We start from the raw sequence: 24,126 nt of genomic DNA, 5'->3' as shown, positions 1-24,126 counted from the left end.
AACTTCATTGAGCACAATCAAATGACTCCCTTGCCCGCCCCGCTGCGCTGGCTCTACTCCCTGGAATGGCGCCGGGGTGTGTTCGACTGGGCGCGCAGCGATGGCGTGACCTGGGTCTACATCTTCAAGGTGCTGTTCGCCGCTTTCCTGACCCTGTGGCTGGCGATGCGTCTGGAACTGCCGCAGCCGCGCACGGCGATGATCACGGTGTTCATCGTCATGCAGCCGCAGAGCGGTCATGTATTTGCCAAGAGTTTCTATCGCTTTCTCGGCACCCTCGCCGGGTCGGCGATGATGGTCACGCTGATTGCGTTGTTTGCGCAGAACACCGAGTTGTTTCTCGGCTCGCTGGCAATCTGGGTGGGCATCTGCTCGGCCGGTGCCGCACGCTGCCGTAACTTCCGTGCTTACGGTTTTGTGCTGGCCGGCTACACCGCTGCGATGGTCGGTTTGCCAGCGTTGGCGCACCCGGATGGCGCGTTCATGGCGGCGGTATGGCGGGTGCTGGAAATCTCCCTGGGGATTGTCTGCTCGACCGTGATCAGCGCCGCGATTGTGCCGCAGACCGCCAGCGCCGCTATGCGCAACGCGTTGTATCAGCGCTTTGGTGTGTTCGCCTTGTTCGTCACCAATGGCCTGCGCGGGCGAAGCAAAGCGCAAGACTTTGAAGCCAGCAACGTACGGTTCATCGCCGAAGCCGTGGGCCTGGAAGGGCTGCGCAGCGTGACCGTGTTCGAAGACCCGCACATGCGTCGGCGCAACGGTCGGCTGAGTCGTTTGAACAGTGAGTTCATGGGCATCACCACCCGTTTCAATGCGCTGCATCAGTTGCTCGAACGCTTGCGTGGCTATGACGAAGAACACGTCGTGGTGGCGATCAGACCCGGTTTGCAGGATCTGGCCGAAGTGCTCGATGGCTTCAGTGGCCGTGCCTTGACCAGCCCCGATGCGGCACGGCTGGTCGCGGCGCTGGCGACCTACAAAGAAGGCTTGCCGGCGCGGGTGCGCAGCTTGCGGGCAATCTTTCAGGAGTGCGAGCCGAGCGACGCCGAGCAACTGGATTTTCACACCGCGTACGAGTTGCTCTATCGCTTCGTCGATGACCTGCACAGTTATGCACAGACCCACGCCTCGCTCGCCGATCACCGCCACGAACGCGAGCGCTGGGACGAGTCGTTCACCTCGCAAACCAACTGGTGGGCAGCCGCGGCGTCGGGCATTCGCGCCTCGTTTATTTTGATCGTGCTGGGCAGTTATTGGGTCGCGACGGCATGGCCGAGTGGTGCGACGATGACGCTGATCGCCGCGGCCACCGTGGGCCTGTCCGCCGCCACGCCAAACCCGAAACGCATGGCCTTTCAAATGGCTTGCGGCACCTTCCTCGGCGCACTGATCGGCTTCGTCGAAATGTTTTTCATCTTCCCGTGGATCGACGGTTTCCCGTTGCTGTGCGTGATGCTCGCGCCGGTGATCGTGCTGGGCTCGTTCCTGACCTCGCGGCCGCAGTACGCCGGTGTCGGCCTCGGTCTGTTGATCTTCTTCAGCACCGGTTCGGTACCGGACAATCTGACTGTCTACAACCCGTACGCCTTCATCAACGACTACATCGCCATGGTCATGGGCATGCTGGTCTGTGCGGCGGCTGGCGCGATTATCCTGCCGCCCAACAGCCGTTGGTTGTGGCAGCGTCTGGAGCAGGATCTGCGTGGCCAGGTGGTCTATGCGATCAGTGGCAAGCTCAAAGGCCAGGCGTCGAGTTTCGAGAGCCGTACCCGCGACTTGTTGCATCAGGCCTACGGTCTGGCGACGGGCCAGCCGACCGTGCAAAAGAACCTGTTGCGCTGGATGTTCGTGGTGCTCGAAGTCGGTCACGCGATCATTGAGTTGCGCAAGGAACAGGCGATCTTGCCGGTGCACCCGGCCTATGCCGAATCGCAGCCGTGGCGTCAGGCGATCCGCGTGATGGGCCGGGCGTTGGTGCGGCTGTTCTTGCAGCCCAATCAAAGCAATCTGGAGCGCGCACTGGTGGCGGTCGATCACGCGATCAGCCGGGTCGCGGCCACCGATGAGCCGTTCGCACCGCACTTCGACACCTCCGCGCTGCGCCGGGTGAAGAGCTATCTGCACTTCATTCGCACCTCATTGCTCGACCCGCAATCACCGCTTGCTGCGCTCACGCAAGCCAAGCCTGAAGGACTTGCCCATGCCCCGTGAAATCGCTTTCCACGGCGTGTACATGCCGACCATGACCCTGATGTTTTTCATCGCTGCAGCGCTGGCCTGGGCGCTGGACCGGTTTCTCTCAGGGTTCGATCTGTACCGCTTCTTCTGGCACCCGGCGCTGCTGCGCCTGAGTCTGTTTACTTGTCTGTTCGGCGCCTTGGCGCTGACTGTCTACCGTTGAGAACGTACTGATGAAAAAGTTTTTCAGCCTGCTCGCGACTCTGTTGGTGCTGGCCCTCGCGCTGTGGATCGGCCGCACGTTGTGGGTGCATTACATGAACACGCCGTGGACGCGGGATGGGCGGGTTCGTGCGGACATCATCAACGTCGCCGCCGATGTCACCGGTGAAGTGATCGACGTACCGGTGCGCGATAACCAGTTAGTGAAGAAGGGTGATTTGCTGATGCAGATCGATCCCGAGCACTACCGCATTGCGGTGAAACAGGCGCAGTCGCTGGTGGCTTCACGCAAGTCGACCTGGCAGATGCGCAAGGTCAACGCCCACCGCCGCGCCGATCTGGACAACCTGGTGATCTCCAAGGAAAACCGCGACGACGCGAGCAACATTGCCGACGCTGCACTGGCTGACTACCAGCACGCCCAAGCGCAACTGGAAGCCGCTGAACTCAACCTCAAACGCACCGAAGTGCGCGCAGCGGTGGACGGCTATGTGACCAACCTCAACGTCCATCGCGGCGACTACGCACGCATCGGCGAGGCGAAAATGGCCGTGGTCGACATGAACTCGTTCTGGGTTTACGGCTTCTTTGAAGAGACCAAACTGCCCCATGTACGCGTCGGTGATCAGGCCGACATGCAACTGATGAGCGGCGAAGTCTTGAAGGGGCATGTGGAAAGTATCTCGCGCGGCATCTACGACCGCGACAACCCGCAAAGTCGCGAGCTGATTGCCGATGTGAACCCGACCTTCAACTGGGTGCGACTGGCCCAGCGCGTGCCGGTACGCATTCACATTGATGAAGTGCCGGCGGGGGTGCTGTTGGCAGCGGGGATGACTTGTACGGTGGTGGTGAAGCAGGACGCTGTGGATAACGGATAGACCGCGTGGCTGCCAGCGCTAGCAGGCTCCCACAGAGGTTCTTCGGTGTGACACAGACCTGTGTGTGAGTGAGCCTGCTCGCGACTGAGCTTATCGGTAGAACGTGTTGACTACCCGCAGTCCAGACTCGATGGCTTCGTCCACCGACAATGCTTGATCTTCCATGAGGGCGACGATCCGCGGGTCTGTTGCGATATTCGCGTCAGGCTTTTTCAACTGAGCGGCGCGGTTCAGTACGATGTAGGCCACAACGTCGCCACGGTTTTTGGTGAAGGGCTGCTCGATAGCAGTGCGCATGGTTTGCTTCACATAGTCGTAACGCTCGACAGATGACATGCCCTTGAAGGTGTCCGGATAGTTCTGATAGATATCGGCGGAGTAACGTCCGACGTCTTCTTCGCGTGCTTCAGCGAACAATGTTTTCTTGCTGGTGACCTGGGTGACAAGTTCGCTGTAAAGCTTGTCGCCTTCGGCGATCTGAGCGGCGTTCATCTTGGCTTTCAGGTCAGCGCCCGCCGTGGTGTCTTCGGCTTTGGCCATGATCCTGGTCCAGGCGTAGGCGGCGCTCAGGTTACCCAGTTCCTCGTATTGCTCGATCAATATCTGCTGGGATTCGGCATAGCCATGCAGCGAGGAACGCTCCAGCCAGCGAGTGGCGAGCGCAGCATCTTGCCGGGTCCCGACTTTGCCGTATTTGTAGCTCTCGTACATACCGTATTCCGCGCACCAGTCGTTCTGCGTCGCTGCGTAAGCCATGTAGTTGAAGGCTTCGGTGTTACGTTGGTCGGCGGTCAGGGTTGAGTCATAGCGGGTGGTCATCGACAGGTAGCAAAACGCGCGAGTGTGCTTGGGGGCGGCCATGACCATGCAGGTTTTTGCGTCCTTGTACTCTCCGTTTTCGTACAACCGGTAGCCGACGCCATACAGAATGTCGCTGTCCATCTGCGCGTTGCAATGCTCGTTGGCGGTCACGACCGGCAGCACGTTTTGCAGGGTCAGTTTGGGCAGCGTGTCATTGAGGGGCAGTTCTTTGGTCGCGCAGCCTGCCAGCACCGTGAGCAATGCCAGAGGCAATACGTTGAAGAGTTTCAAGGGATGTTTCCTGATCTGAATTGAAGCGTGTGAGCAGAGCTCGCGTCAGGCAGGTCAACAAAGCAGCGACCGCTTCGGGCGGAAACAGTCGGGGAGGGGGAGATCAGTGTTCAGCAATTCCCTTGCTTCGATGCCGCCCCAGCGACTCCATGCGCTATCGGGTTTCGGGTTCACATGAAGCGTCGGGCACTTCATGCGCGGCGCATTCTACGTAGATCGACCGGTTTGGCCATTTCATCAGTTGTAATCAAAAGTTTCCGCGCAAGCCGAACCGCTTCATCAACGCCGATTCCAGCAACCCCTTGGGCAACAACGTTGCCAGCAACGGTAACGCCCGGCTGCCATTGCCGAGACGGATCAGGCGTGGCGGCTTGCGCTGCTGCACGGCCTTGAGGACCCCGGCGGCAAACTCACTGGCCGGTGTCGGCTTGTCCTGCGAGGCCTTGGCCCGCGCGCGAATGCCTTCACGCAGGGGAAACCATGGCGATTGCTCGTTGATCAACTGCTCAGCCTCATGCCCGGCGTTTTTGGCGAAGCTCGATTGAATCGCCCCCGGTTGCACTTCCATCACGCGAATGCCCAACGGCGCCAACTCCATGCGCAGCACATCGCTCAGGGCATGCACCGCCGCTTTCGAGGCGCAGTAGGCACCGGCGAACGGCGTGACCAAAACGCCGGAAACGCTGCCGATATTCACCACCAGCCCTTTGCCCCGGCGCAGGGCGGGGAACAGTGCGCGGGTGACACCGATAATGGAGAAAACATTGGTTTCGAACTGGCGCTGCATGGCGGGCACACCGCCGTCGAGCAACGGGCCCATGGCGCCGTAACCGGCGTTGTTAATGAGCACGTCGAGGCTGCCGTGTTGCTGGTTGATCCGTTCGCCGAGTTGTTCCAGTGCCGCGCCGTCGTTGACGTCCAGTTGAATCGCGGTAAACCCGGCGACGCTGAGCGCGGCGATGTCTTCAGGCTTGCGTGCAGTGGCCCAGACTTCAAAACCGGCGCTTTTGAACGCATCGGCCAGCGCACGGCCAATGCCGCTGGAACAACCGGTAATCAACGCAACGGGCATGGCGCATTCCTTGTGCAAAAAAGTGGGGAAGGGGATCAGTCGGAGAAACTGCCCTGCAATCGCTCGGCGCGAAACTCCAGGGTTTGCGGGCGATAACCGGGGCGCAGGGGCGGCATGGGCAGGCAGTCTTCCCAATCAGCGCCGGCCTGTAACTCGCCGGGGCCGCGATAACGCGGGGCGGTGTATTGGTTATCGGCCAGATTCACGGTGTCGCCGGGTGCGTAGGCACCGATGCGCCAGCGCAGTTCGGTCAGTGGCACATCGTTGCCGTTGTTCATCTTCAGTTGCAACGGCCGATCCGCGGGGCATTGTTCCGGTGCGTAGCTGATGCGCATCTCCAGGCGAGCCAATTGCTTGACCTCGCGGTTGTCCAGCCAAACGACCCACATCGCCACCAACCCCAAGCCGATAGCCGCCGCTACGGAGACAGGCAGGGCCTTGGCCGGATAGCGCAACAACAGGATCAACCAGGTGATGATCAGCAAGATGCCGATGAACATGTTTGAACGCTCCTTGAACACGTGCCCACCATCCTACCGAAGGGGCGCGGGAATGGACATTCGGCTGTTAAACCGGGCACCGTCGGTCGGGACTGTAATTTCTGACAGTTGGCAGGGCCGCTCGCCGCTGCTCTGATGTTCGAGGCAAAGGGATGCCGTCGCGGCGCGGGGCTCAATGATGGGGATGCACAGTAAAACACCTAGGCTTTCGGTCACCGATTCGCGGGGGCTGGCGATTCGTGCGGTGGAGTATTGGCGCGCCGAAACAGCCCGCCCCGCCGAGCCCCGCATCACACGAACCGTGCTTGACGCCGCCGGGCGCGCGGTCAGGCAGTGGGATCCGCGCCTGTGGGCGCTGCAGATGACTGATCCGTTGGCGCCGGCCAATCTGACCACGGTGTATTCGTTGAACGACAACGTACTGCGCTCGGACAGTGTCGATGCCGGAATGCAGATCGAGCTGCTCGGTCTGGGTGGGCAAGTGCTCTGCGGCTGGGATGGTCGCGGCACGTCTCGCGAGGTGGCCTATGACCTGCTGCTGCGCCCGGTGGCGCTATTTGAAACAGGTGCGACGCAGCCTCGGCAGTGTGTCGAGCGTTTGACCTATGGCCAGCCCGACAGCGGGGACCCGGCGCTCAATCAGTTCGGCCAGTTGATCCGTCACGATGACCAGGCGGGCAGCGAGTTGTTCGACGAATTCGCGCTCGGTGGCCAATGTACCGCAGGCACTCGGCGCTTCCTGCGGGCGCTCGTCGACCCTGACTGGCCCGAGCCGTTTGAGGAGCGCGAAGTGCTGCTTGAGCCCGGAGCGGGCGCCACGACCCGATGGCGCTTCTCGGCGTTGCAGTCCTTGCTCGAACAGGTTGATGCACGGGGTAATCGACAGACCTTCGAGTTGACGCTTCATGGCCGCCTGCGCATGGCTTGCTTGCAACTGGAAAATCAAACCGCCGCACAGACACTGGTCAGTGAAATTCGCTACAACGCCGCGGATCAGGTCGAACATGAACTGGCGGGCAACGGCGTCCGCACGACACTGGCCTATCGACCGCAAGACAATCGCCTGAGGTTGCGCCACAGCGAGAAGGCCGACGCGACGATCCTGCAGCGTCTGCTCTACGACTATGACCCGATGGGCAACGTGCTGAGCATCGAAGATCAGGCGTTGCCCGTGCGTTACTTCGCCAACCAGCGTATCGAGCCGATCAGCCGTTTCAGCTACGACAGCCTGAACCAGTTGAGTGAAGCCCGCGGCTGGGAGGCCGGCGCTGCGGAGGGCGGGCCGACAGCGATCGCCAATTACTCACAAAACTATCGGTATGACGCTGGCGGCAATCTGCTCAAATTGATTCACGTAGGTGCACAAAACCCGGGCCATGACTTGCAAGCCGCCCTCTACAGCAATCGCTGTCTGCCCTGGCGCAATGGCGTGCCGCCCGATGAGGCGCAAATCGCCTTGGTATTCGATACCAGAGGCAATTTGTTGGAGCTGGAGCCGGGCCGTCGGCTGATGTGGAATCTGCGTGATCAGTTGCACTCGGTGACCCCGGTGCAGCGTGCATCCGGGCTGAATGATCAGGAAGTGTATGTCTGCGACGGCAATGCCCGGCGGGTGCGCAAGTTGCGCTCGTTGCAAACCAACGCTCGCACGGTGGTCGCCGAGGTGCGTTATTTACCGGGGCTGGAGTTACGCAGCGACAGCGGCACCGGCGAGCAATTGCAGATCATCACGGTGCAGACCGGACTCAACCGTGTGCGCGTTTTGCATTGGCAGAGCGCGCCGCCTGCCGGTATCAACGACCAATATCGCTACAGCTTCACTGATCATCTGCGCTCGGTTGGTCTGGAGTTGGCCGCTGACGGTGGGATTATCAGTCGCGAACATTTTTATCCCTTCGGTGAAACGGCCTGGTGTGAAGAGGGTGAGACCCGTTACAAGAACATTCGCTATTCGGGCAAGGAGCGCGATGCCACCGGTTTGTATGACTTCGGCCATCGCTATTACATCCCGTGGTTGCAGCGCTGGTTGAATCCGGACCCTGCCGGGGCCATCGATGGCCATAACCGCTACCGGGCGATGCGCAACAGTCCTGTGGTCTATCGAGACAGCGACGGACGCAAACCAGAGAAGAAACTCGATGATCGGGTCTATCACATTCTGGCCGAGAAAAAACTGGTCAACCCGATCCAGGCTGCCGGCATGCAACCGGTGCGCAATTATTTTGAGAGCAATCCGGACCCGAAAGTGCAGGACTACCGACGGCAAATTCCCGTTGAACTGGCAAAGCTGGGGGCCAAAAGCGGCGCGCTGCTCAATACCCATGAGGCCCACGTCAGGGCCGCCGTGATAACCGAAACTTCTCCGCCGTCGGGCCCCGTGATGTATCACGGCGGCGAAGTGCTTTCAGCGGGACTCAGTACGGTTCTTGGCGAAAAGGTTGCGAGTCGGGTCATGGGCCCGATGTCGGATGTCTTCAACAGCCCTGTCGAAGACCCGAAGGTGCTGGAGGCTCGCCGGGATGCCGTGGCCTGGTCGATTAAAACCGGAGGGCAACTCCTGATGCATGCCTCGCATCCAGCGGCACAGATTGTCGGGGCCGTGGGGGTGGCGATGGGCACTGTGATGCGAACGTCGGAGGCGCAGACGCGTGTGCAATACAAGTTGTTGAGTGCGCCCGTCAATGTGCCAGTGTCAGCCGCTGCGAATACACCAAGGATGTCTTTCCAGCCGTTCCTGCAGACCCCTGCCAGCGTGCAGCGCTCACTGTTCACAGAGCAGTCGGCAGCGCCCAGTTCTTTCGTCCAGCAGGCGTTTCATGCCGGCTTCGTGCAGGCACCTACGCAAGTTGCACAGGCGTCAGACTATCTGGAGACCGAAGACCAGGAGTTGAATTGGTCTCGTCGAGGTTGAAGCCAGGTCTAGAGAAAACACGCTGTTGTCCAGCCTGCTGTGGGGCAGTAACCGGACTTCAAACAAGGAGGGAAAAATGACGTCAGATGAACTGTCTGTCCATGCTCATACTCCAGGCCTGACCGCTTTCGATCCGCGTGGGCTGACGGTTCGTACCGTGGGTTACTGGCGTGATGGAAGCCAGCCTGCGCAGCCACGGATCAACCGTATGAGCCATGATTCAGCGGGGCGAATGGTCGCGCAACGGGACCCGCGTTTGTGGCATACGGCGCAGGCGAATCTGGTGACGGCGTATTCGTTGTCCGCCAGGGTCATCGGCACGAAAAGTGTCGATGCCGGATGGCGGGTCAGTCTGTCGGGTGAGGGCGAACAGTTGCTGGAGCAGTGGGATGGCCGCGGCACTCGGCGGCAGATCCGTTACGACGATCAACTGCGGCCGGTGGAAATTATCGAGAACGAGGCGTCTATCGAGCAGCTTGCGTATGGCAACGAGGCCTCCAGCAAGCACAATCAATGTGGGCGATTGATTCGTCATGATGATCCAGCGGGCATTCTCCTGTTCAACGACTACAGTATGGCCGGCGCGGTGCTGGAGGAAGAACGACGGTTCAGCGGTGAGCCGGTTCCAGGTCACGTCACCCGATCACGATTGACGCCGCTAGGCGATCTGCAATCGCGCACGGATGCCGGGGCTAACGTGCAGCGCTTCAGCCACACCCTTGAAGGACGGCTGCGCGCCGTGGATTTATGTCTGAGCGGCACCGCGCAATGGCTGCCGATGGTCAGCGCCATCCGTTACAACGCGCAAGGTCAGATCGAAGAAGAAGTAGCGGGCAATGGTGTGGTTACCACGCTTGAGTACGACGTTGAAGATGGACGTCTGAGCCGTTTGTTTTCCCGCCTCGGGCAGCAGGCGCCAGTGCAGGATTTGCAATATGCCTACGATCCACTCGGCAACGTATTGAGCATTGAAGACGCGGCGCTGCCAATTCGCTATTTCGCCAATCAACGTATCGAGCCGATCAGCCGCTATCGCTATGACAGTCAGTCGCAACTGACTGAGGCGACGGGTTGGGAGTCAGGATCAATCAGGCATGCGCCTTCATCCGAACGTTTGAAAACCCTCTCCAACTATCGTCAGACCTATCGTTTTGATGCCGGCAATAATTTGCTCGAAATGACCCATGTCGGTGTGGAGAACCCTGGCCACCGACTGGTCGCGGATGCCGGTAGCAATCGCTGCCTATCCGTGCGCGAAGGCGTGGAGCCGGGCGAAGCGGACTTTCGCAAAGGCTTCGACGCCAATGGCAATCTGCGGTGCCTGCAGCCCGGGTGTTTGTTGAGTTGGGATCTACGCAATCAACTGAGCGAGGTGCGACCTGTCGAACGCGTCGAAGGGCCTGCGGACAGTGAGTGCTACGTCTACGGGGCCGATGGCAGGCGTGTGCGCAAGATCCGCTCGCTGCAAACCCGTGCGCAAACCAACCTCATCGAAACCCGTTATCTGCCAGGCCTGGAGATCCGTACCCACAGCGGCACGCGGGAAGTACTGCATGTGATTGACGTCCAGACCGGGCGCGCCAGTGTGCGGGTATTGCACTGGGAGGCAGGTCGGCCGCAGGACATTGCCAACAATCAACAGCGCTACAGCCTGAGCGATCATCTGGGTTCAAGCACGCTGGAGCTGGATCAGGATGCCAGCGTTATCACCCGGGAATGTTATTACCCGTTTGGTGGCACCGCATGGACGGATGGCGATGCGGTGCAGGTCAGTTATAAAACGATCAGGTATTCGGGCAAGGAGCGAGATGCGACAGGGTTTTACTACTATGGATTGCGTTACTACTTACCCGAATGGCAGCGGTGGTTGAACCCTGACCCGGCAGGCGCAGCCGATGGTCTGAATTTATATGGCATGGTCCGAAACAGGCCCATGAGTTTGACGGATGGCGACGGCAGACAAAGCAACTTCAAGGATTTGTTCAAACCTGAGCAGGGCGACTTGATTTTCGGCTTGGCGAAGGTCCTTGAAAAAGGCTATTTGGGTTGGTGGGCGGTGTTGAGCAATCGCGGAGACTACCTCGCAAAATATTTGAATGGTGATGATATTGCTGAACTGGAAAATGACTTGGATGTCAGGCGCCAAAGCTACAGCTCTATTCGTGACGCAAGCCGATTCATGAACCCCGTCCTGCCGGCAGGTAACACCGGTAGTCGACCGACATTCTGGGAAGGGCAGTACTCATCCATTGCGCAATTGGTGTTCATGAGGGAAGAGGCCTATTACCAGAAAATAAGAAACAGGTATTCGGGTTGGAAGTCCACGGCCGCTAACAGGCGTTTTTCAGAGCGCTATGCCACTGAACTGGCTGGCGGTCGCTACTCGGTACGCAAAACGTTTGAAAAGTACCTTGATGCAGACGACAAGTTTCCTCACAAGCTGATCAGTCGAGCCAGTAAAGCCGGACTGGCAACCCTACTGAATTCTGAAAGCACTGACGTCATTCACTTCATGCTGGATGAACTGGATATGGATCAAGTCGTGATGAAGACGCGACCCTCCGCAACCTCATCGGAGTTGCGTTATCTCTTCAGAAACCGCGAAAAACTTGCAGATAAAGTGTTGTTCTATCGAAACAACACGCTTGTGGACGCTCCTTGGCGAAGCGATCGTGCAGGGTGGGAACGTTATAGACCCGCGCGGGAAGAGCAAGCGGTCAAGACTGCCCAGTCCTCTGGGTGAAAGGCTGCCTGAATGTAGAAACCTGCAAAAAAGCCCCCGCCCAACCCACTGCGGATAGGGGACGCAGTGGGCTGGACGAGGGCTTTTTATTGCAGGTCGATCACTGCGCGATGGTTTTCACCGACACGCCGCGTTCGATCGGGGGCGAGCGACCGTAGATATCTTCGAAACGCTCGATGTCGTCTTCACCCAGGTAGCTGCCCGATTGCACTTCGATGATTTCCAGCGGGATCTTGCCCGGGTTGCGCAGGCGGTGCACCGAGGCAATCGGGATGTAGGTCGACTGGTTTTCGCAGAGCAGGAACACGTTTTCATCGCAGGTCACTTCGGCGGTGCCGCTGACCACGATCCAGTGCTCGGCGCGGTGGTGGTGCATCTGCAGCGACAGGCACGCACCCGGTTTGACCGAGATGTGCTTGACCTGGAAACGCCCGCCCATGTCCACCGAGTCGTAAGAACCCCACGGACGATAGACCTCGCAGTGGTTCTGGGTTTCGCTGCGGCCCTGCTCGTTGAGCGTGTTGACCATCTGCTTGACGCCTTGGACCTTGTCCTTGTGGGCGATCATCATCGCGTCCTTGGTTTCGACCACGACGATGTTTTCCAGACCGATCACCGACACCAGTTTGCCGTTGCCGTGGATCATGCAGTTCTTGCTGTCCTGAATGACCACGTCGCCCTTGGTGACGTTGCCGTTGGCGTCCTTCTCGTTGACTTCCCACAGCGACGACCAGCAACCGACATCGCTCCAGCCGGCGGTCAGCGGCACCACGCAGGCGCGCTGGGTTTTCTCCATCACGGAGTAGTCGATGGAGTTGTCCGGGCAGCAGGCGAAGGTGGCTTCGTCCAGCGTGACGGTGTCTGCGTCTTGCTCGCTGCGCTCAAGGGTCAGCAGGCAGGTGTCGTAGATGTCCGGGTCGTGCTTTTTCAGTTCTTCGAGGAAGCGGCTGGCGCGGAACAGGAACATGCCGCTGTTCCAATAGTAGCCGCCGGACTCGACGTACTCGGTAGCGCGTTTCACATCGGGTTTTTCGACAAAGTGCGAAACGCGGCTGACGCCTTCTGGCAACAACGAATCGTTGCTGGACTTGATGTAGCCGTAACCGGTTTCCGGTTTCGTTGCGGGTACGCCGAACAACACCATTTCACCGTTTTCGGCGGCGACGGTGGCCAGAGCCAGTGCGCGTTGCAGGGCTTTCTGATCTTCCAGAACGTGATCGGCCGGCAGCACCAGCATCAGTTCGTCGCGACCTTCATTGACCAGCATCATCGCCGTCAACGCCACAGCCGGCGCGGTGTTGCGGCCGAACGGTTCCATCAGGATGCGCTGGCATTCCAGGTTACGGTTGCTCAACTGCTCGTTGACGATGAAGCGGTGATCCTTGTTGCAGACCACGATGGGCGTGTCCATGCCTTCGAACACCAGGCGTTCCAGGGTTTGCTGGAACAGCGTGTGTTCGCCGGTCAGGGCGAGGAATTGCTTGGGGAACTGTTTACGCGAAAGCGGCCAAAGACGTGAACCGCTACCACCTGACAAGATCACCGGAATCATATTGTTTACTCCATAAAATCGATTGGGTTAGAGCCACGAACCTGTGTCGTTTCACTCTTGTTTTTGTCTCGTATCCGAACTGACAACCCGATCAAGTGGGGGAGGGGGCTTGCTCCCGAAGGCGGTGTATCAGTCGACATATCGGTTGAATGTCAAACCGCTTTCGGGAGCAAGCCCCCTCCCACAGTGGGGACGGGGTCAGGCAGGAAAAATTGTTAGCGCGTCGACACCGGGCGTTTCACCCAGACCGGCGACAGATTGCTGCCGTTACCGGTGACGTACAGCACCGCGGCTTCACCGCGTTCCAGCGCGACCGGTTTCACGTCGCTGACTTTTTTGTCGCCCTCAAACAGCGCCAGGCTGACTTTCACCGGGTTGATTTCACGTTCGCCACGGCCCTTGGCGGCGACGCTCTTGACCACTTCGGTCTTGCCGTCGGCGGTTTTCAGGGTCAGCGGTTTGTCGCTGAGGTTCTGCACGCGCACCAGGGATTTCTGCTTGTTCTTGAACGGCGGCTCTTCGATCAGTTGCGGCGCGCCGGAGGCGTTGTTGACCAGGGTGTAGTAGTGGTCACCGGCGAGTTTCACCGCCAGGCTCTGGCTGCCGACCTTGGCGCTGTAATCGCCGCCCGGCATGAAGCTGAAGTCGCTGCTGGCCAGTGGTGCGATATCGCTCAGGCTGGTGCTGCCGACAGTGGCGCTGACTTCGGCGTTGCTGGCGTTGTAGACCCGCACGAAGGTCGAGCCTTTCGGTGCGGTCGGGCCGTAGAGCGCGGCGTCGCCACCGGCAAAGGCCTGGACCGACAGCACGCTCAGACCTGCAACCAGTGCAATGCGTTTCACGAGACTTTGATGATTGGTAGTGAAAGTCATGGTGTACCTCTCTTTCAGTTTTGCGCCCGGTCGGGCGTCTCGGATTGAGTGTTTACAGCGACGTTTTGTTGGCGGGCGCCGGCTTGTTTAAGCTCTGCGACCCACTGCGGGTCGGCGTCGCCGATTTCGTTGTTCACAGGCAGATAACGTTCAGGAAACTCCCAGATCAGCACCTGTGGCGGGCTGTTCTTGAAGTCATCGCTTTTGAGGTAGCTGAGCATCGGTCGAATCGGGCCGTGGCCGTCCTCGGCGTAGCTCACCACGTCGCTGTGCAGCGCTTGTTTGAGTGCGCCGACGAAGTTCCAGTTGGGGTTGGCGCTGTAGCTGGTACCGACCAGTGTCACCGGTACTTCGTTGTTGGCGAACAGGGCGTCGTCACCGGCCGGCTGATCACCCGCGGCCACGGTGTTGCGCTTTTGCAGTGGCTCTTGCGCCGGCATCAGGTTTTCGAACAGCGGGTCCAGCGGCAGGAACAGACGCAGGTCGCCCTTGTGCGTGACCTTCTCGGCCGGCGTGGTGACAAAGCGCTGCGGCTCGCCGCTGAGCGGGAACTTGTCAGTGATGGTTTTCGCCAGGGTGTTGGCCGCAACCTCGGCGCCCTCAGGCGTCCAGTGCGTGTCGGTGCGCAGGAACACTTGCTGACCGTTCTGCTTGGCCTGTTGCAATGGCTTGAGCAGGTCGGGGGCGAGGATCTTGTCCGCCGCCACGCGGGCGTGGAAATCCTGATAGAGGTTTTCGTGGATGCTCGCCGGTTTCACTTCACCCAGGTGCTCCGGGTACAGGCGAACCTTGGCCGGCACGATCGCCATCACCAGTTTCACGCCTTTGGCTTTCAAGGTCTGGCGCACGCCTTCGACCAGCGCGTAGTTGCCTTGCAGGTTCAACTCTTCGTTGACGATCGGGTTGAATTCCTCGTCGCTGTACAACCACTGATCGCGACCGAGCACCACGCCCGGACGGCCTTCGTTGAACAGTTTGAAATCCAGCGCGGCCCAGAGATTGGTGCCCAGACGCTTGATCGGGAATTCATCGTCGTAATGGGTTTCCACAGCCTTGGTCCAGCGGCCGTTGAGCACTGTCGCGTCGGCGTTGGTGCTGAAACCGAAAAAGCTGCGCACTGACCACAGACCCAAGACCAGCAGAGTCACCAGGAACAGGGCGATGTAGAAAATGCGTAATGAGCGGGTCATGGCAGATCCCTCAGAACTGGAAGTAAAGGAACGGCGAGAAGCTTTGCGCCGAGAGTTTGAGAATCGAGGCGATGAACAGCAGCAGGATCAAGCCGCGCATCACGTAGCGTGACCAGTCCGCCGTCCAGTAGGCCGCTTGCACCTGGGCTTCAACGCCGACGGTGTAGCCAGGCTCGTGGATGCTCGCCGGGTTTTCGCCGGGGGCAGCCTTGATCATTCCTGGGGTCGCAGCGGCCGGGCCGTCGGTTTCGACGTTGACCGCTGGCTTGGTTTTGACCGGAGGCTGGTTGGTGTACAGATCACGCAGACCGAAGAACGCCAGCGTCACGTAAGCCACCACCAGCGTCGCCACTTGCAGGCCGGTGAGGCTGGCCTGATTGAGTTCCGACAGCGACCAGTCGCCGAAGCTGAACATCGCGCCGTACATGCGCCCGGCAACGTGCAGGTTCTCGGCACGGAAGATCACCCAGCCCATGACCACCAGCAGGAAGGTCAGCGCCCAGCGGATCGGGTTGAGGCTGCGCGGCGAGGTATTCAGGCCCAGCGCTTTTTCAATCGCCAGCCACATGCCGTGCCAGGCGCCCCAAACGATGTAAGTGATGTTCGCGCCGTGCCACAGACCGCCCAAAAGCATGGTCAGGAACAGGTTGCGATAGGTCATCAGCGTGCCTTTGCGGTTACCGCCGAGGGTGATGTAGAGGTAGTCACGCAACCAGGTCGACAGGCTGATGTGCCAGCGGCGCCAGAACTCGGTGATCGACTGGCTGATGTACGGCTGTTTGAAGTTTTCCATGAAGCGGAAACCCATCATCAAACCCAGGCCGATGGCCATGTCGCTGTAACCGGAGAAGTCGAAATACAGCTGCGCGGTGTAGGCCAGCGCGCCGAGCCAGGCATCGCCCGTGGTCGGGTTTTGCAGGGCGAAGCAATGGTCGGCCACCACCGCGAGGGTGTCGGCGATGAAGACCTTCTTGATGAAACCCTGCATGAACCGCGTGCAGCCTTCGGAGAATTTGTCGAGGGTGTGGGTGCGGTTGTTGAACTGGTCGGCCAGGTCACGAAAACGCAACACCGGGCCGGCAATCAGGTGCGGGAAGATCGCCACGAATGCCGCAAAGTCGATCAGGTTGCGGGTGGCCGGGGTGTCGCCGCGATACACGTCGATGATGTAGCTGATCGACTCGAAGATGTAGAACGAGATACCGATCGGCAGCAGTACATGGGTGAGGATGAACGGCTCAAGACCCACCGAGGTCATCATCGCGTTGATGCTGTCGACGCCGAAGTTGGCGTATTTGAAGTAGCCCAGGATGCACAGATCCACCGCGACGCCGGCCAGCAGCCAGCGCTGGGCCGGTTTGGTACGCACGCCGGCGGCACCGACTTTGAGGCCGATCCAGTAGTTCCACAGCGTCACCGCTGCAAACAGGGCGAGGAAGTCCACGCGCCACCAGGCATAGAACACGTAGCTGGCGATCAGCAGCAGCAGGTTGCGATAGCGTTGCCCGCTCAGGTAGTACAAGCCGAGAAAGATCGGCAAGAACAGAAACAGGAACACGTTGGATGAAAATACCATCCCGATCTCTCCATGTTTGAACCAACAGTCAAGGGCCAAAGCCCCCCCAAACCCCCCGTGAAAATTCAGGGGGCGACATCACTTCACTGTGAGAGCGAGCAAGCCCGCTCCCACAGGGGATTGCATTCATTCTTACGAACCCTTGTTGCCCTTCTCATGCGCCGGGTCGTAGACCTTGGTCAGGTCGCCACCCAGGCGGAAGGTCTTGAACGGTTGCATCCCGTGCTTCTTCTCCAGCACATCCGCCGAGCAGGTGTAGAGGGTGCAGAACGGTTCGAGCCAAGCGAATTTCATGTCCTCTTTCAGGTCGGTCATGTCCTGTTTTTTGCCGTTCTTCTTCTCGAATTCATCCGGGTTTTTCACCCCGGACAGCACGCGATCAGCCAAGCGTATCAGTGCGCCATTGTTTTCCTGGCGCAGATCGACACCGTTGACCTGGGCGAAACTGGCGATCATCGCCAGCGGCGGCAGGGCGTAGTTGTGATAGGCGAGGGCGCGTTGCTGGCGCTTGAGTTCGTTCGGCAGGTAGCCGTCGGCGTCGATCTGATTGGCGCCGACCTTGTATTCCTTCACTGCCCAATCGAACAGGTCGCGGCGGTTGGTCGCGACCGACGTCGCCATCACCGACCACGCCGCCCAGTACGAATGGTTGTTGGTTTTTTCCAGCGGCAGATTGTCCCAGTCGCTGACCACCTGATCGGCCATTTTGCTGAACCAGGCTTCGATCACCTGCGCTTGCTGCTGATGCTCCGCCAGTGGATGCGAGTCGGAGAATTTCAGGCGAATGTACGAAGAGGCCATGCTGCCCAGCGCCCATTTGCGCATCGATTTGCCGGTGTGGTTGAAGTCTTTCGACATCAAGGCGTCGGACTTGGCCCACGCGGCCAGCCAGTCCAGCGTGCAATCGAGCTGCTCCGGGCGACCATCACGCATGAACTGCATGACGCGTTTGGCGGTGCCGCGTTCCAGCGTGGTGATGTCTTTGGTGGTGTCGCGGAAGGCTTTTTCCGATTGCACATTGAGCGTCGCGCGGGCCTTGTCCGAGCCTTCGTATTTGCTGCGAAATTGCAGCGGGCCGGTGTACGGCGTCGGCATTGCGTCGCAGCCTTCGCTTTTGTCGCTGGTCTTGAATTTATCCACAGGGGCGAAGTAGCCCTGAGGTGGACGCAGTGGCGCCGCGGCCTGAGTCGCCCCGGCGAACATCGCCAGGGTGAGCAGGGATGGCGCAAGCAGGTGTTTGATCGTTCGATTTCGCATAGCAGACCTCATTGCCCGACCTGAGCGGTGTGTTGCCCAGCGCTCGGGAATACGTTGCGTTTGCAGATTTTCGCTTCGACTTTCTGTGGCGCGGTGCCCGCTTCCGGGCCCTGAACTTCGACTGCCAGCAGGTTTTGCGAGCCCCAGTCTTCGTCGGTGCGCAACTCAAAGGCGAAACGACCGTCGGTGTCGGAGGTTTCCGGTTTCTCGATCTTGATGTCCTCGTGGCGACCGTTCATGTACCAGAGGGTGGCTTGCAGGGTTTTCACCGAGGTGTCGGCGAAACGGATGTCAACCTGATGACTGCTGTTTTGCAGGTTCATGTTCTTGCTGTTGACCAGCAGTTCTTGTTTGCTGCCCGGTTTCAGCGTGGTGCTGGCGCTCATCTGAGCGTCTTTGCCTTCGCAGCCGTTATCCAGCAGCGCCATCATCTGGCGGTAGATGGTTTCCTGATCGAGGCGATACAGCGGCGAGAACTCCCAGATGAGAATTTTCGGCGGGCTCTTCTGGAATTCGTCGCTGCCCAGGTACTGCAACATCGAACCTTCCAGACCGCCGCCGGGGAAGGCAACGTTGAGAATGTCGGCACCGATGTCTTCTTGCAGGAAACCGGCGAAGTTGTAGTTCTTGCCGCTGTGGGACGTACCGACCAGGGTGATTTGCGGGTTGCCGGAATCGCCGAACAGATCGCCGTCAGCGGCCTCGCCTTTCGGCTCGGTGGTGAACTGATCCATGTACTGGATCGCGTAACTGGTGCCGCACAGTTGCCCGGCCATGTTATGCAAAGTGCCGGTTTTGCCCATACGACCAGACCGCTTGGTCTCGAACTCACGCTTGGGAATGTCGGCGAAGGCCGGGATCTGCTTGACCTTCTCGGCGACGATTTTTGCCGTGCGCTGCGCGCCGTATGGCGTCCAGTGCTGGTCGCCACGGAAATAGAAATCGTGGGCGGGCAGGGTGTCCGGCAGCGATTCGTTGGTCAGCGGCGACAGGTCCGGCACCACGTAGCCCATCTGCGCAAAACGGCCGAGCATGGTCTTGTAGTTGCCCAAAGCCTTCTCGTAATCGAACGCGGCTTTTTCCTGCGGGTTGAGTTTGTTGCGGTTCACCAGGCCCCGGGTCGGTTGATAAACGATCACCAGTTCCACGCCTTTGCTCTTGAACGCATCGTGCAACTGTTGCAGGCGCTTGTAGCCGGCCGGGGTGGTGTTGAATTCGGTGCGCAGGTCTTCCTGAGTCCGGAACAGCCAGTCGCCTTGCGCCTGCACCAGGGTGGTGAAGTTCTGCTGATAACGCGTGGTGTAGTTCTTCGCGTCATGGGCGGCCGGGCACAGGTTGCAGCACGGCTCGGCGGTGAACCTGGGCGGGGTGACACCGGCAGCCTCGTCGGCGCGAGCGCCATTGCTGGCGGCCAGAATGCCCACGGTCAGGGCCGACAGGCTGAGTAATCTGATCAAGTGTGGGTGCATAAAATTATCCTCAGTCCTGCAGTTCGGTCTGGCGTTCGACAGGGTCGATCAGCACGGCTTTCTGCTGGCGCACCAGCAGGTCGAGAATTTCATCCTGGCGCTCGCCGAGGATGCCGTTGAAGCTGATGCCGCTGGATTTGGTCGGCGCCAGCATCGACACGCGATACAGCTCGACACTCAAGGGCGAATCGATCGACAGCGGGCCGCTGCCGTTGGCCGCGAGTTCACCGCCCACCACGATCAGCGAGACCTGGGCGTCGAACGGGTCGAGCTTGATGTCACGGTCGGTGTCGGTCAGGTCTTTGATGTGGCCGTAGACGCCGGTCAGGCCGTTGGCCATGGCGATGTTCTCGTAGAGGCGGATGTTCACGCTGTTACGAATGCGGATGCCGTGGCGCTTGTTGCTGATGACCTTGTTGCCCCACAGCAGGTTGTCGGCGGACTCGTAGAGGGTGATGCCGTCGGTGTGGTTCTTGTAGATCTCGTTGTAGGCCACGATGTTGTTGACGCTGTTACGGTCGATCACCAGGCCCGAGAGGTGGTTGTCGTAGCTTTTGTTGTTGAAGATGAAGCTGTCGTTGACCTCACGGGAAATGATGATCCCGTGCTTCTTCTTCGTGCCGTGAACGGTGTTCTGGGCAATGATCAGGCCGTGCGAGCGGTCATGCGGGTCGATGCCGTAGACGATGTTGTCTTTGTAGGTGTTGCCCTTGACCACGAAGTCGCGGGTCTCGTAGCAGTAGAAGCCGTACCACATGTCCGAGAACTCGGAACCGACGATCCAGCCGGTGGGCTCGGGACGCTTGAGTACCTTGGCCATGTTCGGCGTGTACTGGGAAATGCTCACCCCGTACGACTTACTGTTGGCGTAGCCGAAACTGGCCATTTTGCTGTTGACGATGTAGGTCTCGGTGCCACCCCAGGCGAGCAGGAACGGCCGGAATTCCTTCGGCGAACGGAAGGTCGCCGGGCCGTTGTCCTTCTCGCGCCAGCCCGTGACTTTGGTGTCACGCACAAACAACTGGCCGTCGTTGACCAGGAACGAACCGGCCTCTTGTGACAGGCGCAGCTCCTGGGTCTGGCCGTCGATTTCGAGGATGCCTTTACGGCCAACCACGATCGGCAATTTGGCCAGGTACACGCCCGGTGAGGTTTCGCTGAAGTATTGCTTGGGCAGCTTCTGCGCCAACTCTTTGAGGTTCATGTAGCCGTCGTCGACGAAGATCGCCTGCGGGATGCCGTGCTGACGCACCACCCATTCAGCCATTTTGTTGTCGCCGCCGATGAAGTCCTTCAGGGCGTCTTCCTGCATCATCCGGCGCACGCTGATCTTGCCCGGTTGGCTACGGACGATTTTCGCGGCGGCGGCTTCGGCGGTGTAGCCGGAGAGGTCGGGCAGTGTCGGCCTGGCCAGTTCCAGTTCCTCGGTCGGCGCGCTGCTGACGGTATAGGTCTTGGCTTGCTGCAACTCTTTGGCAACGGTGACAGGCTTGACCGGCGCACCGGTGGCGAAGGCGCCAGCGGAGGCCAGCAGCAGGGCGCCGGCCAACAGGCTGAGCGAGCCTTTCCTTGCGTTATTCATGTCGGGCACTCCCTTCGCGGTTTGCATCAGAAGCGCCAGATCACGTCGATGAACGCGCGGTGCATGTACGAATCAACTTGCTTGCCGTAGGCGTCGCCCGGCTTGAACACGCCACCACGCAAACGCACCAGCGCCGAAGGTTCGTCGATCGACTGGCTCAACGCCGCCGGCAACAGGCCTTGTTTGAAGTACTTGGTGACCACCAGATCCATCTCCTGACCCAGATCCTTGTTGCCGTCTTCAAGTGGCAAAGAGGTGCTGGAAAGGATCGCGCCAGTGACGTCGTCGGTGTTGTTTTGCACGGCGTTGATGCCGTTGCTGCCGACCGGTTTGCTACCGTCGACACGCCAGAACTTGTGGTAGATCAGGCTGGCGTCGTACTCGTCGTTGAGCATCCACGAACCGAACAGGGTGGCGGTCTGCATGTTGTTCATTTCGCCACGGAAGGCTTCGCCGAAACGGTGAACGCGCGAACGCGTACCGGTGTAGTTCGAGCGGTTGCTTTCCAGGCCGTTCTGTTCGTAATCGGCGCTGGCGCGGGCATACGCGGCACCGACCTGCCATTGCGGATCGAGGCGCAGACGCACACCAATGTCTGTGGCCCAGCCATTGACGTCATCGCTGCGTTTGGCTTGCGCCGGGCGTGAGCCATCGGCGTTGAGGGCGTTGACCGTGTCGCGCTCGCCGCTCATGCCGGTGATGCTGCCCCAGTAGTTGACGGTGTTGGTGTTGCGCCAGTTGTAGGCGTCGCTGTCGGCGGTCAGGCCGAGCCAACTGATGTCGCCGTTCTCGGTCTTGTCCAGCGAGTCGCGGGGCACGCCCGGTTCGGCGTAATCGAGCTTGCCGTCGTCGTGGGTGTGGTGACCGCGAATGCCGACCCATTGCCCCGGTGTCCACTGGTAAGCGGCATCGGCGTAGGCGTGCAGGCGATCCTTGTCTTTGGGTGCCAGCTCTTTGAGGTCGGTGCGGTATTCGCTGAAGCGTTCGGCAACACCGGCGTTGGCGCGCAACAGGGTGGTGTCGAAGGTCCAGTTCAGCGCTTCGATGTTGGTGTCGCGCCATTGGCCGTCGTCATTGCGCAGGCGCTGGCGACCGAACTTGAGCATCTCGCCCGGGTAAGGGGTGAGGCCGCTGTAGCCGACCCAGAACTCGCGCATTGCCAAGTAGTTTTTCTTGGTCTTGCGGTCACCGTTGTCGGTGGTCTGCGTACCTTCGCTGTCGGACTGCTGCAGGGTGTCGGTCTCGATGATGTCGGTCGAGGTCACGGCCTGACCCATGGCGTAGGCGCTCCACGCGCCGCTTTCGCCGTAGACCCACGGACGCAGGTCGAGCCCGAGGCCGTTGACGTCGCCGCCACCGGCGGTGCCGAGGTCGCGGTCGTCTTCGGACTGGCCGGTGATTTTCACTTCCAGGCCGAAGTTTTTGCTTTCAGTCATCGCAGCCAGTGTCGGGCAAGACCAGATCAGCGCGAAAGTGAGGCCAATGCCGGCCTTCACGAATGGATTGAGCTTCATAGTTTTTCCTCGCCGTCTTCTTCTTGCAGGGCGTGCAGTTGCAGCGTGTTCGGGTTCAGGGCACCACGACTGGCCTGCTCTTGCTGCAGCAGGCGCTGGGCTTGGGCCAGACGCTCGGGCGGCAATTGCGCCTCGAGGGTGGCTGCCAGTTCATTGGCTTGCGGGGTGTTTTGCGCCTTGGCCAATTGGCTGAACACATAGGCGTTGACCGGGTCGGGCTGGGTGCCTTTGCCTTGGGAGAACAGTTGGGCGATGGCGAAGTCGGCGCTGTTCTGGCCGTTGCGCGCAGCGGTCAGCAAGTGGTCGAGAGCCTTCTGCGGATAGACCTTGCCCAGGTAACCACGGCGATAGATCTGGCCGAGGTAGTAATCGGCGGCGACTTCGCGGCCGACGGCTTTCTGGAAATGTTCCTCGGCGACTTTCGCATCGGGCGGGACCATTTTGCCTTCGTAGTAGAGCTTGCCCAGCAACAGTTCGGCACGCGGCTGGTCGGCGGCGCGGCCGTTATCCAGGTACTGCATCATCTGATCGATGTCGCCCAGTTCCGGGAAGTCGTAGAGCAATTGCGCAAGCGTCACCCACGATGCCGGGTAGCCCGGAGCAATCGGTTCGAGCAACGACTGCGCGGTTTTTTCGTCGGTCGTGCCCAGGGTCGAATCGGCCAGCACACGGGCGACCGAATCGACGCGTTGAGCGGTGACGGTGCCACGGCTGTAACCGGCCTGCATCTGCTTGATCAGCTCGGCCTGTTGTTCAGGCTGGGCACGTTTCTGATAGACCGTGGCCAGTTCGACGTAGCAGATGTCGGTGGTGTTGAGCACGGCTTTGCAGATCCTTTCCACGTCATCCAGATGCTGGTCGTAAGTGCCTTGGGTGCGATAGAGCAGCACTTGGGCCAGACCCGCCTCCGGGTAACCGGATTGGCGCCACTGATCGATCTGCTGCTGAGCGTTGATGTTCGGAAAACTGTGCGGGTATTGCAGGTACAGCATCGCCAGTGGGATCAACGTGTTGCCTTCGCCTTGGGCGGCCGCCTTTTTCAGCAGGCTTTCGGCCTCCTGACGCTCGGCTTCGGTGGAACCGGGTTTGGCCACCAGCAAGCGGCCGAGCCGCGCCTGGGCTCGCGATGAAACACTGGCCGCTGCGCGGTAAGTCGCTTCGGCCTGTTTCATTTGCTCGGGGTCGTGGCTGTCGACCTGAATATCAGCCAGACCCACTTGCGCTTCGCTGTAACCCAGATCGGCCAGTTGCTGATAGTTCTGCGCAGCGGTGGCGGTGTCGCCACGCTTGAGTGCTTCGTTGGCCAGGCGCTGGTCGGGCAGGCCGGCGCAACCGGCCAGACTGACCGCCAATGCCACTGCACACAGCGGCCCCATGTGGGAGCGGGCTTGCTCGCGAAAGCGGTGTGCCAGCCCACATTGATTTTGAATGTTCAACCGCATTCGCGAGCAAGCCCGCTCCCACAAGGGCTGCGGCGTGTTCAACAAAACAGGAATCGTCACAGGCATGTCC

17 protein-coding genes are annotated in these 24,126 nt (G+C 60.0%); 5 read left to right on the top strand and 12 right to left on the bottom strand.

What is annotated here, in order from left to right; translation table 11 throughout:
- Positions 1-21 precede the first annotated feature (21 nt).
- The 3 genes from ACIOWA_RS05250 to ACIOWA_RS05240 are packed head-to-tail and all read left to right on the top strand — an operon-like array spanning position 22 to position 3,284.
- The gene (locus ACIOWA_RS05250; RefSeq protein ID WP_401158583.1) at positions 22-2,214 is read left to right on the top strand and encodes an FUSC family protein; all 2,193 of its coding nucleotides are present in this window, start codon (positions 22-24) and stop codon (positions 2,212-2,214) included.
- Complete coding sequence (locus ACIOWA_RS05245; RefSeq protein WP_007896379.1) at positions 2,204-2,404, top strand: DUF1656 domain-containing protein; 201 nt, start codon at positions 2,204-2,206, stop codon at positions 2,402-2,404. Before ACIOWA_RS05250 ends, ACIOWA_RS05245 begins: the two co-directional genes overlap by 11 nt.
- Before the next feature lie 10 nt (positions 2,405-2,414).
- Positions 2,415-3,284 carry an efflux RND transporter periplasmic adaptor subunit gene (locus ACIOWA_RS05240; RefSeq protein ID WP_401158580.1) on the top strand — a complete coding sequence of 290 codons (870 nt, stop codon included), beginning with the start codon at positions 2,415-2,417 and terminating at the stop codon, positions 3,282-3,284.
- Positions 3,285-3,374: 90 nt separating this feature from the next.
- Here the strand turns inward: ACIOWA_RS05240 and ACIOWA_RS05235 are convergent, their stop codons facing one another.
- From ACIOWA_RS05235 to ACIOWA_RS05225, 3 genes are all read right to left on the bottom strand, one after another.
- On the bottom strand, positions 3,375-4,376 hold the full coding sequence (locus ACIOWA_RS05235; RefSeq protein WP_339432059.1) for a sel1 repeat family protein: 1,002 nt from the start codon (positions 4,374-4,376) through the stop codon (positions 3,375-3,377).
- A gap of 247 nt (positions 4,377-4,623) precedes the next feature.
- Complete coding sequence (locus ACIOWA_RS05230) at positions 4,624-5,448, bottom strand: SDR family oxidoreductase (protein ID WP_401158578.1); 825 nt, start codon at positions 5,446-5,448, stop codon at positions 4,624-4,626.
- 35 nt (positions 5,449-5,483) lie between these two features.
- The gene (locus ACIOWA_RS05225) at positions 5,484-5,948 is read right to left on the bottom strand and encodes a multidrug transporter (protein WP_339432061.1); all 465 of its coding nucleotides are present in this window, start codon (positions 5,946-5,948) and stop codon (positions 5,484-5,486) included.
- A 178-nt stretch (positions 5,949-6,126) separates the two neighbouring features.
- On the opposite strand from ACIOWA_RS05225, the gene ACIOWA_RS05220 reads away from it, so the two are divergent.
- Complete coding sequence (locus tag ACIOWA_RS05220; RefSeq protein ID WP_401158576.1) at positions 6,127-8,859, top strand: RHS repeat domain-containing protein; 2,733 nt, start codon at positions 6,127-6,129, stop codon at positions 8,857-8,859.
- 25 nt (positions 8,860-8,884) lie between these two features.
- Positions 8,885-11,602 (top strand): RHS repeat-associated core domain-containing protein, encoded by a 2,718-nt coding sequence (locus tag ACIOWA_RS05215; RefSeq protein ID WP_401158574.1) that lies wholly within the window; start codon positions 8,885-8,887, stop codon positions 11,600-11,602.
- Positions 11,603-11,702: 100 nt separating this feature from the next.
- On the opposite strand, the gene ACIOWA_RS05210 is transcribed toward ACIOWA_RS05215, so the two are convergent.
- The 9 genes from ACIOWA_RS05210 to algK form a co-directional block, all read right to left on the bottom strand.
- Entirely contained in the window at positions 11,703-13,154 is a 1,452-nt protein-coding gene (locus tag ACIOWA_RS05210; protein WP_401158572.1) for a mannose-1-phosphate guanylyltransferase/mannose-6-phosphate isomerase, read from the bottom strand.
- Between the two features lie 215 nt (positions 13,155-13,369).
- Entirely contained in the window at positions 13,370-14,026 is a 657-nt protein-coding gene (locus tag ACIOWA_RS05205) for an alginate O-acetyltransferase AlgF (RefSeq protein WP_339432063.1), read from the bottom strand.
- A 14-nt stretch (positions 14,027-14,040) separates the two neighbouring features.
- Positions 14,041-15,216 (bottom strand): alginate O-acetyltransferase, encoded by a 1,176-nt coding sequence (locus ACIOWA_RS05200; RefSeq protein WP_401158570.1) that lies wholly within the window; start codon positions 15,214-15,216, stop codon positions 14,041-14,043.
- 10 nt (positions 15,217-15,226) lie between these two features.
- A complete protein-coding gene (locus ACIOWA_RS05195) occupies positions 15,227-16,792 on the bottom strand; it encodes an MBOAT family protein (protein WP_221729956.1) in 1,566 nt (521 codons plus the stop codon).
- Positions 16,793-16,924: 132 nt separating this feature from the next.
- Complete coding sequence (locus tag ACIOWA_RS05190; protein WP_401158568.1) at positions 16,925-18,049, bottom strand: mannuronate-specific alginate lyase; 1,125 nt, start codon at positions 18,047-18,049, stop codon at positions 16,925-16,927.
- A gap of 8 nt (positions 18,050-18,057) precedes the next feature.
- Positions 18,058-19,518 (bottom strand): alginate O-acetyltransferase, encoded by a 1,461-nt coding sequence (locus tag ACIOWA_RS05185; protein ID WP_401158566.1) that lies wholly within the window; start codon positions 19,516-19,518, stop codon positions 18,058-18,060.
- 10 nt (positions 19,519-19,528) lie between these two features.
- On the bottom strand, positions 19,529-21,100 hold the full coding sequence (algG, locus tag ACIOWA_RS05180) for a mannuronan 5-epimerase AlgG (protein WP_339432067.1): 1,572 nt from the start codon (positions 21,098-21,100) through the stop codon (positions 19,529-19,531).
- 26 nt (positions 21,101-21,126) lie between these two features.
- Positions 21,127-22,614, bottom strand: a complete 1,488-nt coding sequence (locus tag ACIOWA_RS05175; RefSeq protein WP_339494793.1) for an alginate export family protein — start codon at positions 22,612-22,614, stop codon at positions 21,127-21,129.
- Positions 22,611-24,116, bottom strand: coding sequence for an alginate biosynthesis TPR repeat lipoprotein AlgK (gene algK, locus ACIOWA_RS05170; RefSeq protein ID WP_401158563.1), 1,506 nt, complete (start codon positions 24,114-24,116; stop codon positions 22,611-22,613). The genes ACIOWA_RS05175 and algK overlap by 4 nt, the downstream gene beginning before the upstream one ends.
- Positions 24,117-24,126: the final 10 nt, after the last annotated feature.

The organism is Pseudomonas sp. NPDC087614 (assembly GCF_044743485.1).
Lineage (GTDB): Bacteria > Pseudomonadota > Gammaproteobacteria > Pseudomonadales > Pseudomonadaceae > Aquipseudomonas > Aquipseudomonas baetica_A.
The sequence above is the reverse complement of the archived record's forward strand: the minus strand, read 5'-3'. Positions and strand labels throughout refer to the sequence as shown.